Source organism: Streptosporangium vulgare (genome assembly GCF_042428775.1).
Lineage (GTDB): Bacteria > Actinomycetota > Actinomycetes > Streptosporangiales > Streptosporangiaceae > Streptosporangium > Streptosporangium vulgare.
In genome coordinates, this window is sequence record NZ_JBHMBS010000006.1 from 242,166 (window position 1) to 257,213 (window position 15,048).

A 15,048-nucleotide genomic window follows, 5' to 3' on the forward strand; every position below is an offset into this window, starting at 1 on the left:
CCCGGCGCCCCGTCGTCCTGGCGTCCTGGCGTCCTGGCGTCCTGGCGTCCTGGCGTCCTGGCGTCAGATCCGCGCCCGGCACCTCCTTCTCCGCCGCCCACCGCCCTGTGCTCGCCGTACGGCGTTGCGATGATCGGCGGACCCCCTGTCCTTCTGGCGCGTCTCGCGCGCACACATGAGCGACTTCAGGGCCGTACGCCCCGGTTCGACGGGGCAACGCGAGTGGAGTGTCGCATCCGGCAGAGGCTTTCCCCGTGGCGCCGGAGCGACCGCCTTTCGGGGGTGTCTCGCCCGACGGTCTCGCCGGCGCCATCGCGGAGGCGGCGTTGTTTCACGTGAAACAGGGATGGGAGGCGTGTGTAACCGGACTCCACGAGGGGGTGGTTCTCGGCGGGAGGGAAGAGGGGCAGCAGGAGGGAAGGTGGTTCTTCGGGCATGGAACGACGCCGGGATTGACGTACGGGACAGGAAACATGCGGGAGAAGGAGGGCGGGCCCGGGGACGGCGGTCGCTGTTTCACGTGAAACAGTCACCGACTCTGGATGGCAGGGCTGTTTCACGTGAAACAGAGGTCGTTCAGGAGCCGACGATCTCCTGGACGACGAGACGGATGTCGGCGACGAAGGCGTCGACGTGCTCGGGGGTGGTGTCGAAGGCGGTCACCCAGCGGACCACGTTCTCGGCCGCGTCCCAGACGTGGAAGAGATAGCGCTGCTGCAGCTCCGCGATGGCCTTCTCGGGGAGGGCCGGGAAGACGGCGTTGGACTGCACGGGATAACGCAGGGAGACGCCCGGGAGGTCGGCGATGCCGTCGGCCAGGCGGTGGGCCATGGCGTTGGCGTGGGCCGCGTTCTCGCGCCAGAGGTCGTCGGTGAGGAGGGCGGTCAGCTGGGCGGAGACGAAGCGCATCTTGGAAGCGAGCTGCATCCCCTGCTTGCGCAGGAACAGTGCCGGGGAGTCCAGCTCCGGGCGGAGGATCACGAGCGCCTCGGCGCCCATGGCGCCGTTCTTGGTGCCCCCGAAGCTGAGCAGGTCCACACCCACGTCCGTGGTGAGGGAGCGGAGCGAGCAGCCGAGCTCGGCCGCCGCGTTGGCCAGGCGGGCGCCGTCCATGTGCAGGAAGAGGCCGTGCGCGTGCGCGAAATCCGCGAGCTCGGCGAGCTCGTCGGCGGTGTAGCAGGTGCCGCACTCGGTCACCTGGGAGATGGAGACGACCCTGGGCTGGGAGTGATGCTCGTTCCCCAGCACGGACAACTGGCCGCGGACGTCGTCCACGGAGATCTTGCCGTCGTCCGTGGGAAGGGTGATCAGCTTGGCGCCCAGCACGCGTTCCGCGGCACCGCACTCGTTGGTGTGGATGTGGGCGGTGGCCGGGCAGAGCACCGCGTCGTACGCCCGGAGCACGAGACCGAGGCCCACCACGTTGGCGCCGGTGCCGTTGAACATCGGGTAGACGGTCGCGTGGGCGCCGAACTCGGCGCGGAAGGCGTCCTCCATCGCGGTGGTCCAGGCATCCCCGCCGTAGGCGGGGGCGTCTCCGGTGTTCGCTTCGAGGATGGCGGTGAGAACCGCAGGGTGCACGCCCGCGTGGTTGTCGCTGGCGAAGCTCTTGGGAAATGGGGTGGAGGTCAGCACACGGCCAGCGTAGGGGGAAGCCCGGCACGCCTGCCGACTCGCCCTGACTCGCCCGCCGACCCGGTTCGTCCCGCCCGCCGACCCGCCCCGCTCGCGGATCCGCCCCGCTCACGGATCCGCTTCGCTCACGGACCCGCTTCGCTCACGGACCCGCTTCGCTCACGGACCCGCTTCGCTCACGGACCCGCTTCGCTCACGGATCCGCCCCGGCTGCCTGCCGCCCGGTTCCCCCGCGGGGTGGTCCACGCGGGGGAACCGGGCGCGAAGGGTCAGGCGCCGCGCTTGGCGGCCTGTTCCAGGAGAACGCGGCAGAGGGTGCCGAGGTCCTCCCCGGCGGCCTCGGCGGCCATGGGGAGAAGGGACGTCTCGGTCATGCCCGGGGCGACGTTCACTTCGAGGAAGTAGGGCAGGCCGTCCGCGTCGACGATCAGGTCGGTGCGGGAGATGTCCCGGAGGCCGAGGGCGGTGTGCGCGGTCACGGCCATCTCGGCGCAGGCCGCCGACGCCTCGGGCGACAGGCGTGCCGGGGCGAAGAACTCGGTGTGCCCCGCGGTGTAGCGGGCCGCGTAGTCGTACACGCCCTCGTTGGCGACGATCTCCACGGGGGGCAGTGCCACCGGCCCGTTCCCGAGGTCGACCACGGAGACGGCGACCTCGACCCCCTCGATGCAGCGCTCGATCAGCGCGGTGTCGCCGTAGGCGAAGCAGCCGACCATCGCGGCGGGGAAGTCCTCGGCGGTGCGGACGATCGACGCGCCGAGCGCCGAGCCGCCGCGGGACGGCTTGACGAACAGGGGGAGGCCGAGGCGCTCCACGATGCGGGCCAGCACCGCGGAGGCGCCGAGGTCGTGGAAGGTCTCCTTGGGCAGCGTCACCGACTCGGGGGTGCGCAGCCCGACGGAGCGGACGACGGTCTTGGCGGTGGGCTTGTCGTAGGCGACCCGGCAGGCGTCGGGGCCGGCGCCGACGTACGGGACGGAGAGGAGTTCCAGGACCGAGCGGATGGCGCCGTCCTCGCCCGCTCCGCCGTGCAGGGTGACGAAGACCGCGTCCGGCGGGTCCGCGAGCACGGAGGGAACCAGGGACGCGTCGGTGTCGCGGGTCTCCACGGAGATGCCCGCTCCGCGCAGCACCTCGCTCACCCGGCGGCCGGAACGCAGCGAGACTTCCCGCTCGTAGGAGAGCCCGCCCGCCAGGACGAGCACATGGCCCAGGTCACTCATCCGACACACCTCTCGTCAAGGCCCGCTCCGAGCCTGTCCTGTCGCTCTCGTCACGCGCGGTACGGCTGTCCCGGCGAACCGGATCGATCACCGCGCACCGGCGCAGGAAGTCACCGTACGGTACCGGCGGGGAGGAGCTCGTGCCGGAGGTGCCCCGTGGCACGGGACACCTCCGGAGGGCGAGGTTACGCGAGGTCGGGACCCGGGGTGTCGATCCCGGCGCGCTCGGCGGGCGAGCCGGCTCCGAAGGTGTCGCGGACGCGGAGCTCCTGCCCGATCACCCCGGCCAGGCGGCGGACGCCCTCGCGGATCCGCTCGGGCTCGGGGTAGCAGTAGGAGAGCCGCATGTGCCGCGCGCCGCCGCCGTCGGCGAAGAAACCGGTACCCGGCACGAAGGCCACCCGCTCGGCGACCGCGCGGGGCAGGAGCGCCTTGGAGTCGAGCCCCTCGGGGAGGGTGGCCCAGACGAAGAACCCGCCACCGGGGCGGGTCCAGGTGACGCCGTCGGGCATCAGGGCCTCCAGCGAGGCGAGCATGGTGTCGCGGCGCTCGCGGTAGAGCTCCCTGAACGACTTGATCTGCTCGCGCCAGGGCTGGGTGGCGAGATACTGGCCGACGGCCAGCTGCGTGAAGGAGGAGTGCGACAGCACCGCGGACTCCATCGCCAGCACCAGCTTCTCGCGGATGGCGTGCGGGGCGAGGGCCCAGCCGACCCGGAAACCGGGGGCGAGGGTCTTGGAGAACGAGCCGAGATAGACGATGCCGTCGGCGTTGTCGGCGCGCAGCGTCCGCATGGGGTCGCCGTCGAAGCCGAGCATGCCGTACGGGTTGTCCTCGACGATCAGCACGTCGGCCCGCTGGCAGATCTCCAGGACCTGCTGCCTGCGCGCGACGCTGAGCGTCACCCCGGCGGGGTTCTGGAAGGTGGGGATCGTGTAGAGGAACTTGATCCGGTTGCCCGCGCTCTTCAGGGCGTAGATGGTCTGGGCGAGCGACTCGGGGACGATCCCCTCGCTGTCCATCGCGACATGGATGACCCTGGCCTGGTAGGCGGAGAACGTGCCCAGGGCCCCGACGTAGGAGGGCCCCTCGGCGAGCACGACGTCGCCCGGGTCGATGAAGATCCGGGTGATCAGGTCGAGGGCCTGCTGGGACCCGACGGTCACGACGACGTCGTCGGGGTTGGCCTCGATGCCCTCCATCCGCATGACGTCGCAGATCTGCTCGCGCAGGTGCGGGTCGCCCTGCCCCGAGCCGTACTGGAGCGCGACCGGGCCGCGCTTGGCGATCAGGTCGGCGACCAGCTCCCCCACCACGTCCAGGGGGAGGGCGGTGACGTACGGCATTCCGCCGGCGAGCGAGACCACCTCGGGCCTCGACGCGACGGAGAAGAGAGCTCGCACCTCGGAGGCGACCATCCCGGTTGCCCGTGCCGCGTAACGGTCGACGTAGGTGTCGATGCGCGAACCCTGGGTGAGGGCGATGGCTTGACCGTGATCGTGATCCTGGGGCACGGTCCACCTCCTAGGTTGTGTGGAGCGCAAGCGCTCATACTAGAGAAACCAGGTTACGTCAGGGGTTGCAGTCGCCTGCGTGTGGGGACGGGACCTCCTGAAACCAAGACCCTTACTGGGCTACGATGCCAGCTGGAGACGCCGTTTTCGCGCGTTTTTCGCCATGGCTTGCACTCGTCTCGCCAGGATTGGGGCCAACAGGTGTCGCGTCGGCTGGCAAACGTCACCCTCGACAATCTCGACGACCTGCCGCGCCGCTGCCGCCGGTGCGTCTTCTGGGAGCTCGATCCCGTCAACGCGGACCGGGCCGTGAAGGCCGGTGATCCGGGGCTGGAGAAGGAGGCATGGATCTCCTCCACCCTCCTGGAGTGGGGCAGCTGCGGAAAGATCGTCTACGTCGACGGGGTGGCGGCGGGCTTCGTGCTCTACGCGCCGCCCCACTACGTGCCGCGCTCGGTGGCCTTCCCGACCTCCCCGGTGAGCGCGGACGCGGTGCTGCTGATGACCGCGCACATCATCCCGGAGTTCTCCGGGGGCGGCCTGGGCCGGATGCTGGTCCAGGGCGTGGCCAAGGACCTGACCCGGCGCGGGGTGCGGGCGATCGAGGCGTTCGGCGACCTGAAGTGGGAGCAGCCGGGCGCGTGCCTGATGCCCGCCGACTACCTGCTCTCGGTGGGTTTCAAGACGGTACGCCCGCATCTGCGCTTCCCCCGCCTCCGCCTGGAGCTGAAGAACGCCGTCTCGTGGCGTGAGGACGTCGAGGTGGCACTGGAGAGGCTGCTTGGGTCGATGAGTCCGGAGAGGGCGCTGCGGCCCGTCTGAGACCCTCTGGGGCCCGTACGGCGCGCTCTGGAGCCGAACGCGCCCTCCCGGGCGCGCGAACCCCCTTCCGGGACTCTCGCGAGCCCGCCCGGGACGCACCCCTCGCCGGGCACATGTGAAAGCCCCCCGCGGTGAGACGGGGGGCTTTCAGTGGGTGGGTGTGCCGCTCGGAAGCGGGTGATACGGGCGGACACTGTGGGGAGCGGCCGACCGCAGGGGGCCTAGATGATGCCCTCGAGCTCGCGAAGCAGCATGGCCTTCGGCTTGGCGCCGATGATCTGCTTCACAACCTCTCCGTTCTTATAGACGTTCAGAGTGGGAATCTGGAGTACGCCGTAGTTTGTCGCCGTTGTCGGATTTTCGTCGACGTTCAGCTTGACGATGGTGAGCTTCTCGGCCTGCTCGCCGGCGATCTCCTCCAGGATCGGCGCGACCTGGCGGCACGGGCCGCACCACTCGGCCCAGAAGTCGACGATCACGGGCTTGTCGCTCTTGAGGACGTCGGCCTCGAAGCTGGCGTCGGTCACGTGCTTGATGGTGCCCAAGGTTCCTGCTCTCCCTCTTGCCCTCTTGTCCGAGGGCTGTTCCTGATGACGTTGCCGATGGGTGGCCGGTGTGCGCGGTGGCGTCCCGCGGGGTGCGACGCGTGCGAGCCCGCCTCGCGGGGGCGCGTCACGCGCCCCCGTCGCACTCCGTCGTCACGCGCGGTCGTCACGCGCCGTGGTGCTCGGCCAGCCAGCGCTCGGAGTCGAGCGAGGCGGCGCAACCGGTGCCGGCGGCGGTGATCGCCTGACGGTAGGTGTGGTCGACGACGTCGCCCGCCGCGAAGACACCGTCCAGGTTCGTGCGTGTCGAGGGCGCGTCGACCTTGATGTAGCCCTCGTCGTCCAGCTCGATCTGGCCCTTGACCAGCTCGGTGCGCGGGTCGTGCCCGATCGCGATGAACAGGCCGGTGGCCGCCAGCTCCGCCTCGGCGCCGGTCTTGAGGTTGCGCACCCGCACCCCGCTCACCTTGGTCTCGCCCAGCACGTCGACGACCTCGCTGTCCCACAGGAAGTGGATCTTCTCGTTCGCGAACGCCCGATCCTGCATGATCTTGCTGGCGCGCAGCTCGCCGCGACGGTGCACCACGGTCACCGAGGCGGCGAACCGGGTCAGGAAGATCGCCTCCTCCATCGCGGTGTCCCCGCCGCCGACGACCACGATGTCCTGGCCGCGGAAGAAGAACCCGTCACAGGTGGCACACCACGAGACCCCGTGGCCCGACAGGCGCTTCTCGTTGGGCACGCCCAGCTCGCGGTAGCCCGAGCCCATCGACAGGATGACGGAGGTGGCGTAGTAGGTGTCGGTGGCGGTCTTGACGACCTTCGGGGTGGCGGCCAGGTCGACCTCGACCACGTCGTCGGCGATCAGTTCGGCACCGAACCGCTCGGCCTGCTTGCGCATCCCGTCCATCAGGTCGGGGCCCATGATGCCGCCGGGGAAGCCGGGGAAGTTCTCCACCTCGGTGGTGTTCATCAGGGCGCCACCGGCGGTGACCGACCCCTCGAAGACCAGCGGATTCAGCTCTGCACGCGCGGAGTACACGGCCGCCGTGTAACCCGCCGGACCCGACCCGATGATGATCACATTTCGGACGTCCATCAGTGCTCGCGCCTCTCCCTCTGTCGATGCCACCGGCGTCAACAGATCCTAGGGGCCGGTGATTCCCGCCCGGCGCGGTGACGGATCCCCCGGTGGAACCGGAAAGCCCCGCACGGACGAATCCATGCCGGGCACCCACGGCGGGGGCGGGGGTTTTGGGAACGGATTACCCGTCGCGGATCACCCTGGGATTCCTGCCACCGGCCATTCCCGGCGATCATCCCGGACGTCTCACCGTGGTTCCCCAGGACTCCTGTCACCCGTCTCACCGTGGTTTCCCGGGGCTCCTGTCACCGGTCGTCCCGGGCGTCTCACCGCGGTTCCTCGGGACCTCCGTCAGCGGGTCGTCCAGGAGGTCTCACCGTGATCCTGGGATCCTGTCAGCGATCACCTGGGTCTCACCACGGATCGGCCCCGGGTGGCCTGTCGAGGTCACCCGGGGCCGATCCGCTCCGTTCACTCCCAGTGTGCGAGGCCGGGCTTGCGCACGTTCTCACACTGCGGGCCCACGACGTGGACGCGCACCGTGTTCTTGGCCTGGTCCTGCCAGAAGAGCAGGATGTTGGCCTCCTGCCCGTTGTAGAACCCCTGGTCCACGGCGAAGGGCGAGAGGCCGACCTGCGCCGACACCTGCCGGACACACTTGTCGATCCCCGAGTTCTCGGTCGTCCCGACGATGGTTCCGGGGCTGATGTAGTCGAGCAGCGAGCCGCGCAGCTCCGCGTCGGTGTAGTTCCAGTTGCTGTCGGTCAGCGAGTACTGGATCGTGTCCGCCGGCGCGGGCTGGGCGATCGCCGGCACGTGGTCCGGGCCGGACGCCGTCAGCGTCCCGGTCGCCAGCGCGGTCGCGCCGATCACCGCCGCGGCCACGCCCGCCGCCGCGGCGGGCATCGCCCACCGGCGCCGCCGGTTCGTGCCACGACGCCTGGCCGGGACCACCGGGACCACGGTGCCGTCGTCGCCGACGACCCCCAGCCGCACCGGCTCAAGCTCTGGCTCCTTCTCCGGGAGCGGGGCCCTCCGGGGGGCCGTCTCCCATGGCGCCGGTTCTGCGGGAGAGGACGTCTCCCACGGCGCGTCGCGCATTATGTCGTCCCAGGCCGGTGCTTCCACCAGGCCCACTCCACCTCCACGGAAGCTATCTGCCTCGGCGGCCAGCGCGCGGTCGATCCTCAGCGCGACTCCCATCGGCATCGCCGGTGTAGGGGTCGCCGCCAGTACCTCGCGAACTGCCGCGAGGTCGGCGAGGCTCTCACCACAGGGATCGCAGATCGCGAGATGCTCGCGTACCCGCATGGCCGTGGCGGCGTCGAGGAGCCCCTCGGCCAGTTCGGCCAAGATCTCCAGGTCGTAGTGCGTATCACCCGTCACGAAGTTCTGCTCCCTTCGCGGATGAGACGCGAGACAGGTCTGATCGGTTCCGTAAATGGGAAAGAATCGGGGCGAGTTTCGCCCTTCCGCGCGCGCATCGGCTCTTCACCGTGCCGCTCGGCACCTCCAGCACCTGGGCCGCGTCCTCGACCGAGTAGCCCATCATGTCCACGAGGACCAGCGCGGCGCGCTGGTCGGAGGGCAGCAGCTTCAGGGCCGCCGAGACCTCCATGGACACCTCGCGCTCGGCCGTCTGGTCGAGCACCGGGGTCTCGCGCTCCGCGGCCTCGACGAGCTCGTCGTCGGCCACCGGGCGCACCGATTTCCTGCGCATGCGGTCGAGGCACGCGTTGACCACGATGCGATGCAGCCACGTGGTCACCGCCGCCTCGCCGCGGAAGCTCCCGGCCTTGCGGTAGGCCGAGACGAAGGCGTCCTGAACGGCGTCGGCCGCCTCGTCGGGATCGCCCAGTGTGCGCAGGGCGACCGCCCACATGCGGTCTCGATGTCGCTTGACTATTTCACTGAAGGCGTGCGGATCCCCGGCGATGTGCCGGGTGAGCAGGTCGGCGTCGGACACGGGGGCCTTCGCCGTCTGCTCGTCCGCCGCTGGCGGGGTCTCGGGTGGGGAATTCACAAGGAGAGTCCTGCTATACCGATCCGGGGAGAACACCTCTACGGGATAGATGGTGCCACGAATTCTCGGATGATCTGCAAGAAGCCATGTAAAACAGATCAAATCGGAGCGGTTTCACTTGGTCGCGAGGACCTTCATGTCCAGCACCTGTCCGCGGTACTTCCCCTGGTAGGTGGGCATCTTGGTGAACCAGACGAGCACGTAGCGGCCCTTCTTCGGGGCTTCCGCGGTGAACGTCTTCTTGCCGGAGACTCCGTTGACCTTCTGCAGCACGGACAGGTCGTCGAGCTGCGGGGAGTCGCCGACCCTGAGCTCCACGGTGCCTCCCGAGGTGCCGCCGAAGTTGACCGTCACCTGCTTGACCGGGACGCTCTCGCCCATGTCCAGCAGGAGGCCCACCCCCGTCTTGAGCCGGCCGAAGTCGGCGGAGTCGTACGACTCGGAGTGCCAGTCGGTGGACTCCTTGCCGTCGGTCGCGTTGATGGCGAGCTCGCCGCGCTCCTCGTTGTCGCCCAGCGGGTCGAAGCCGGTGACCGAGGAGGGCTTCACCTCCCGGGTGCCGACGGCCGCGGTCGGCGTGGGCGTGGTGCTCTCCTCGCCGGGCACCGGGGTGCCGGCGTTGCCGATGCTGCGGCCGAGGGTCCAGGCGCCCAGGCCGACGGCCACCATCACCAGCAGCACGACGACGGTCATGGCGACCTTGTTGACCATGCCGCCCTGGCGGGGCATCGGGCGGTGCTGATTCTGGTGGTGCTGGTTCTGGTGGTGCTGGGGTGCGGGCGTGTGGCGCTGGGGCGCCGCCGTGTCGACGCCCTCGGATCGGGAGGCCGCCACAGGCAGCGCCGTCATGGGCATCGGCGTCGGCATCGGCAGGGGACTGGGCCGCGACACCGAGGCGAGGGCCTCGGCGACCTCGGCGGGCGTGGTGAGCGGTTCGAGCCCGCGCCTGGTCTCCGGCAGCAGCGCCCGGCAGACGATGGCGTCCAGGTAACCGGGGACACCCGCGGTGACCTGGCGCGGCGTGCAGAAGTGCCCGTCACCCATGGGCGCGACGGGCAGACCGGCGCCGTTCTGCTCGTCACCCGGCCAGTGGCCGGTCAGCCCGGCGTACAGCAGGCGGGCGAGGCCCTCGGCGTCCTCGCGGGCGGGGTCGTCGCTCGTCACGTCGTCCAGGACCGCGTCGACTCCCAGGCCGAGCAGCTTGACCGTGCTGCCGGCCGTCCACACCAGGTGGTCGGGGGTGAGGCAGAGGTGGGCGAGGTTCGCCTCGTGCGCGTGGGCCAGCGCCTCCGCGGCCTCGGCGACCATCGCGGCGGCCCGCTCGGGGTCGAGCGGCCCGCCCGCGATCATGTCGCCGAAGGACTCGCCGCTCACCCACTCGCTGACGACGTAGGAGTGGCCGTCGTCCTCGGTCGCGTCGAAGACCTGGGTGAGACGGGGGTCGGTCAGCCGGCTCGCCACCCTGGCCGCCGTGACGACCTCGTTCAGGCGGGGGAAGTCGGGATCGAAGGTGTGGACGGCGACGGGCCTGGCGAGCACCTCGTCGATGGCCTTCCACAGCGTGGCCCCGCCCGACTCGTGGACGCGGTCCTCGAGCCGGAAACGCTCGGCCAGCTTGGTGCCGGGCTCGACGGCGGGGGAACTCACGAGGACCCCGTACCTGAGAACACGACAGCACCATGCCCGGTCAGCACATCACGACACATCACACGATGCTGGGTGGATCCGCCCACGCCCTCCTGCTTCCATTAGCCGCATGTCACCACACGCGTCGCACCATGGTAGTCCCGCGCCGGTTCCGCCCGTGTTCGTCTTGTCAGACGTTTGAGACAAGTCTTTGGGTTACCGGCCTACCCGTCCTGCCACCATTCCAACGATCGAACTCACCTCGGGGATGCGCATCCGGTGGGCGATCGCCAAGTAAAGAACCATACCGAGTCCGCCGCCCGCCGCCAGCATGATGGCCGCGCTCAGCGCGTCCAGCCCCGTGAGCTCCTGCGTGAGCCACAGGACGCCGAGCGCGAGCGCCGCCGAGGGGAGCGCGGCCAGGTACATCCGGGACAGCCCGGCGGCCACCCTGCGCCCCGCCAGGCCCCCCACCCGGCGCGCCGCGAGGATCCAGGCGACCGCGGCGCCGACCACGTAGGCGACGGTGAACGCGAAGGCCAGGCCCATCACGATGTACCGGGGGGGCAGGGCGTAGTAGGCCCCGAGGCTGAGCGTGGCGTTCACCGCCACGTTGCCGAGGGCGAGGAACACCGGGGTGCGGGTGTCGCCGAAGGAGTAGAAGACCCGCAGCAGCAGCTGGAAGATCGAGAACGGCACCAGCGCCAGCCCGAAGACCTGCAGCACGTTGCCGATGTAGACCGCCGAGTCGACGGTCATGTTGCCCCACGAGAAGATCAGCACGGTCACCGCGGGGCCCAGCACCATCAGCAGCAGCCCGGCGGGCACCAGCAGCACCGACACCAGCCGCACCCCAGAGGCGAACTCCTCGCGGACCGTGTCGAGCTGCCCGTCGGCCACCCCCCGGCTCATCCTGGGCAGCATCGCGGTGATCACCGAGACCGCGATGATCCCGTACGGGAGCTGGAAGAACTGGTAGGCGTAGGCGTAGGCCGAGTTGCCGGCACCGGGGGCGCGCTCACCGGCGCCCGAGGCGAGCTTGGTGGTGATCAGGAAGCCCAGCTGGCTGATCCCGACGTAGGCGAAGGTCCAGGACGCGGTCCGGCCCATCTCGCCGAGACCGGCGTTGCGCAGGTCGAACCGGGGCCGGAAGCGGAAGCCGACCCGGTGCAGCGAGACGACCAGCACCAGGCACTGGGCCACGATGCCCGCGGTGGTGCCGAGGCCGAGCAGCAGCAGGTCGCCGTCCGTCACGGTACCGATGTCGGTGCCCGAGCCGCCCAGCTTCAGGTAGTAGACGACCGCGACGCCGATCATCACGATGTTGTTCAGCACCGGCGCCCACATGGGCGCGGCGAACCTGTCGCGGGTGTTGAGGATCGCGCCCGCGATCGCGCCGATCCCGAAGAAGGCGATCTGCGGCAGGATGTACCGCGCCAGGGTGACCGCGACCTCGGTCTTCTCCGCGTTCCAGTCGGCGCTGTAGAGGCCGATCAGCGGCCTGGCCAGCGCCACCGCGACCAGCGCCATCAGCGTCAGCGTGACGACCCCGAGGGTCATCAGGCGCTGCTCGTAGGCCCGGCCGCCGTCAGGGTCGGACTTCTGCCGCCTGATGATCATCGGGACCACGACGCTGCTCAGGATCCCGCCGATGAGCAGGTCGAACAGGATGAGCGGGATCGTGTAGGCCACGTTGTAGGCGTCGCCCAGCGCGAAGGTGCCGATGGCCGCGGCGAGCACCGCCGTCCGGACGAAGCCGGTGACGCGGGAGACCATCGTCCCCGCCGCCATGATCGCGCTCGCGCGCAGGACCCTGCTCATGCGCTTTCCTTCGCTAGGTGCTCGGGGTGCTCGGAGCGCCGGGCGCTCACGACTCGGTGCCGGCGGGTTCGCGCTCGCGCTCCGGCGGCGGGGTCGCCGAGGGGCGACGACGGCCCCGCCGGCGCAGGACGCGCAGGACGACGGCCGCCAGCATCACCACGAGAGCCGCCCCCACGATCACCAGGGCGACCCCGGTGTAGCCGGTCGTCCGCACGGTCAGCTCGATCGGCTTGCCGTACTTGCGGCCGTCCTCGGTGGTGAGCTGGACCGTCACGGTCGACTGGCCGCTCTCCTTCGAGGTCATCGGGATCCGGATGGTCTGGTTCTGGCCGCCGAAGATCTCCAGTTTGTCCTCGTACGGTTCGATCTTGAGCAGGTCGGGCTGGTCGGAGGTCACCCTGAGCCGGACCGCGATCCTGCTGTTCTCGCCGCTCAGCCCGTTGCGCACGCTGATCGGCACGTCGCCGTTGCTGCCGGCCAGGGTGCGCAGCCGCGACTGCTCGCTGCCGGTGATGTTCACCATGGCGATCCGGCCGTCGATCGCCTCGGCGAGCTGCTGGACGTACGGCGCGGCGTTGCCGGTCTTGCCGCGCCAGGCGGAGGAGGTCAGGCGCAGCAGCGCCAGGTCGAAGGCGTCGAGGTCCTGGGCGGTGGTGATCGCGGCGGTCAGGTCGGCGCGGGCGCCGACCTTCTTGACGCCCGTCAGGTACTGCTTGGAGAGCTCCAGCTTGCGGTCCTGGTCGGTGTAGGTCAGGCCGGACCGCTGGACCGGGGTGCCCTTGCCGCGCTTGACCGTGTCGAGCGTGACGGGTGCCAGCCAGGGCAGGGTGGCGGCCGTCTCGATCAGATCGGTCACGTAGTCGGGGTCGGGGTCCCAGCGGCGGTGCGGGACGGCGATCACCGTCCTGGCCGAGATGCCGGGCTCCGAGCTGATCATCGCCGTCTCCGCGATGAACCGCTGGCGGTTCGTCAGCGCCGAGCCGGGGGCGGAGGTGTCGGCGCCGACCGTCTCGCTCAGCGCCGCGTCGGCGACCAGGGCGGTGATCGGGCCGTTCACGCTGTCCAGGGTCGCCGAGGCGTCGGGGGTGGTGACCGGAGGCATCGCCGGTGGCAGGTTCAGCACGTTCAGCAGCACGGTGCCGACGCCGCCGGTGGCCAGCAGGTCCAGCCCGTCGTAGTCGATCAGGCCGCCCACCGGCCAGTTCACGTTGGTGATCACGTCACGGCCGAGGGTCTGCTTGGCGACGATCGCGGCCGCGGAGATCCCGGTCCGTGTGGCGTCGTCGAAACCGTTGTGGGCGAGCGCCGCCACGTCGGGGTCGCCGTACGGGGTGGCCACCACCGGGTGGTCGGCGACGGCCTCGCGGAGGTCGCTCAGCCACTGGGCGGCCTCGGGGGTCGCGGGGCGCTCCTGGGAGCGGTCCTTGACCCTGACCGTGTGCGGGCCGCCCATGGCCCGCGCGTCGTCGAGCAGGGCGGGGTCGACGATCCAGGTGAGGCCCTTGGCCGACGACGTGTCCTGAGCGATCTTGAGCAGGTTGCCCAGGCGCTTGCCGGGGGCCATGGCCGCGGGCAGGCCCTCGTCAAGGAAGACGGAGTCGCCGGCCCGGCGCGGCTGGTCGACGATGGGCAGCACCGTGGCGAGCCGGGTGCGGGCGACCCTGGTCTCCCTGGGCATGTAGGTGACCGTGGTGCGCAGGCTGCCGGCCTGCTGCCCGAAGGAGTCGAGCACCTCGACCATGACCGGGTAGACGCCGAAGCCGGAGAACTTCAGCTCCTGCGGCGTGAAGGAGAACTCCCACGGCAGCTTGCCCGCGGGCGCGATCGGCGCCTGGACGAAACTCTGGCAGCACCACGAGCTCGGGAGGGTCTGCCCCGCCTGGTAGGCCTCCATGTCGGCGCGCCTGGCGAACGGCTGGGGCGAGTAACGCATCTGGACGCGCAGCCCGTTCAGGGGCTCGGCGCCCGAGTTGACCAGGGAGCCGGACAGCTTGATCTCGGTGGTCGGGTCACGGGGGGCGTCGGGGCCGATCGCCTCCAGCACGACCTGGAGGCCCGCCCGGCTCACCGAGGTCGTCCGGGCGTTCGCCGTACCCGGAACGACCACGGCCGCGGGAACGAGCAGCGTGGTGGCGAGCAGGGCGAGGATCGCGGCCTTGTGGATCACGTGCCGGCCAGGGGTCGAGTACGGCGCACGCCGGTAATGCTATGGCCTAACCGGCGAGAGGAAAGGTCGCCGGTTCCCTGTGGGAGCGATGCCGGGTCAGGTCGACGATCTTTCCCGACACCAGTGTGAGCAGATGGTCGGTACGGATCAGGAGCGCCGTACGACGCTCTCCGGTGGGCACGTAAACGGGTGTGGCGGTGCGGGTGAGTCGCTCGTCCACCAGCACGGTGAGGGTGGGGGGCAGGAGCAGCGGGCAGACCAGGCCCGAGGCGTAGTCGGTGGCGGAGTTGACGGTGAAGGCCGAGGCCGGCCGGACCCGCCGGGCCTCCAGGATGCCGCCGATCACGCCGGGGCGCGGCGGGGAGTCGACGGAGGTGACGACCGCCACGGGCTCGCGGCCGATTCGCGTCGTGACCTCCAGGACGGTGACTCCCAGGCAGATCTCGGGACTCGCCGACAGCACCTCGGGGAGTTCGTCCGAGCACGTCATCGCGCGCGGAAGGCGTACGATCTCATGATGGACCTGGTGTGCGAGGAGCCAGCGGTGGATCGCGAGCGCATCCTTCATGTGTGTGCTCCTTGCCTCGA

12 protein-coding genes are annotated in these 15,048 nt (G+C 70.3%); 1 reads left to right on the forward strand and 11 read right to left on the reverse strand.

Going from position 1 to position 15,048, the window contains the following annotated elements; all coding sequences use genetic code 11:
• Positions 1-576 precede the first annotated feature (576 nt).
• The 3 genes from ACFFRH_RS15355 to ACFFRH_RS15365 all read right to left on the reverse strand — a co-directional run bounded on the left by ACFFRH_RS15355 (position 577) and on the right by ACFFRH_RS15365 (position 4,276).
• A complete protein-coding gene (locus ACFFRH_RS15355; RefSeq protein WP_344744235.1) occupies positions 577-1,635 on the reverse strand; it encodes a threonine aldolase family protein in 1,059 nt (352 codons plus the stop codon).
• 269 nt (positions 1,636-1,904) lie between these two features.
• A complete protein-coding gene (locus ACFFRH_RS15360) occupies positions 1,905-2,858 on the reverse strand; it encodes a D-alanine--D-alanine ligase family protein (RefSeq protein ID WP_344744232.1) in 954 nt (317 codons plus the stop codon).
• A gap of 185 nt (positions 2,859-3,043) precedes the next feature.
• Entirely contained in the window at positions 3,044-4,276 is a 1,233-nt protein-coding gene (locus ACFFRH_RS15365) for an aminotransferase-like domain-containing protein (protein WP_344744253.1), read from the reverse strand.
• A gap of 297 nt (positions 4,277-4,573) precedes the next feature.
• Between ACFFRH_RS15365 and ACFFRH_RS15370 the strand changes: the two genes are divergently transcribed.
• A complete protein-coding gene (locus ACFFRH_RS15370; RefSeq protein WP_326646217.1) occupies positions 4,574-5,194 on the forward strand; it encodes a GNAT family N-acetyltransferase in 621 nt (206 codons plus the stop codon).
• 221 nt (positions 5,195-5,415) lie between these two features.
• Here the strand turns inward: ACFFRH_RS15370 and trxA are convergent, their stop codons facing one another.
• The 8 genes from trxA to ACFFRH_RS15410 form a co-directional block, all read right to left on the reverse strand.
• Positions 5,416-5,739, reverse strand: coding sequence for a thioredoxin (gene trxA, locus ACFFRH_RS15375; protein ID WP_344744231.1), 324 nt, complete (start codon positions 5,737-5,739; stop codon positions 5,416-5,418).
• Between the two features lie 166 nt (positions 5,740-5,905).
• On the reverse strand, positions 5,906-6,841 hold the full coding sequence (gene trxB / locus ACFFRH_RS15380) for a thioredoxin-disulfide reductase (protein WP_344744252.1): 936 nt from the start codon (positions 6,839-6,841) through the stop codon (positions 5,906-5,908).
• Between the two features lie 453 nt (positions 6,842-7,294).
• Positions 7,295-8,209 carry an RsmA family anti-sigma factor gene (locus ACFFRH_RS15385; protein WP_386157103.1) on the reverse strand — a complete coding sequence of 305 codons (915 nt, stop codon included), beginning with the start codon at positions 8,207-8,209 and terminating at the stop codon, positions 7,295-7,297.
• A complete protein-coding gene (gene sigM / locus ACFFRH_RS15390) occupies positions 8,199-8,846 on the reverse strand; it encodes an RNA polymerase sigma factor SigM (RefSeq protein ID WP_329088091.1) in 648 nt (215 codons plus the stop codon). The genes ACFFRH_RS15385 and sigM overlap by 11 nt, the downstream gene beginning before the upstream one ends.
• A gap of 114 nt (positions 8,847-8,960) precedes the next feature.
• A complete protein-coding gene (locus ACFFRH_RS15395) occupies positions 8,961-10,493 on the reverse strand; it encodes a protein kinase family protein (RefSeq protein WP_344744228.1) in 1,533 nt (510 codons plus the stop codon).
• A gap of 195 nt (positions 10,494-10,688) precedes the next feature.
• Entirely contained in the window at positions 10,689-12,293 is a 1,605-nt protein-coding gene (gene murJ, locus ACFFRH_RS15400) for a murein biosynthesis integral membrane protein MurJ (RefSeq protein ID WP_344744227.1), read from the reverse strand.
• Between the two features lie 46 nt (positions 12,294-12,339).
• Complete coding sequence (locus ACFFRH_RS15405; protein ID WP_344744226.1) at positions 12,340-14,460, reverse strand: DUF6049 family protein; 2,121 nt, start codon at positions 14,458-14,460, stop codon at positions 12,340-12,342.
• Positions 14,461-14,506: 46 nt separating this feature from the next.
• Positions 14,507-15,028, reverse strand: coding sequence for a YbaK/EbsC family protein (locus ACFFRH_RS15410; RefSeq protein WP_344744225.1), 522 nt, complete (start codon positions 15,026-15,028; stop codon positions 14,507-14,509).
• Between the last annotated feature and the right edge of the window lie 20 nt (positions 15,029-15,048).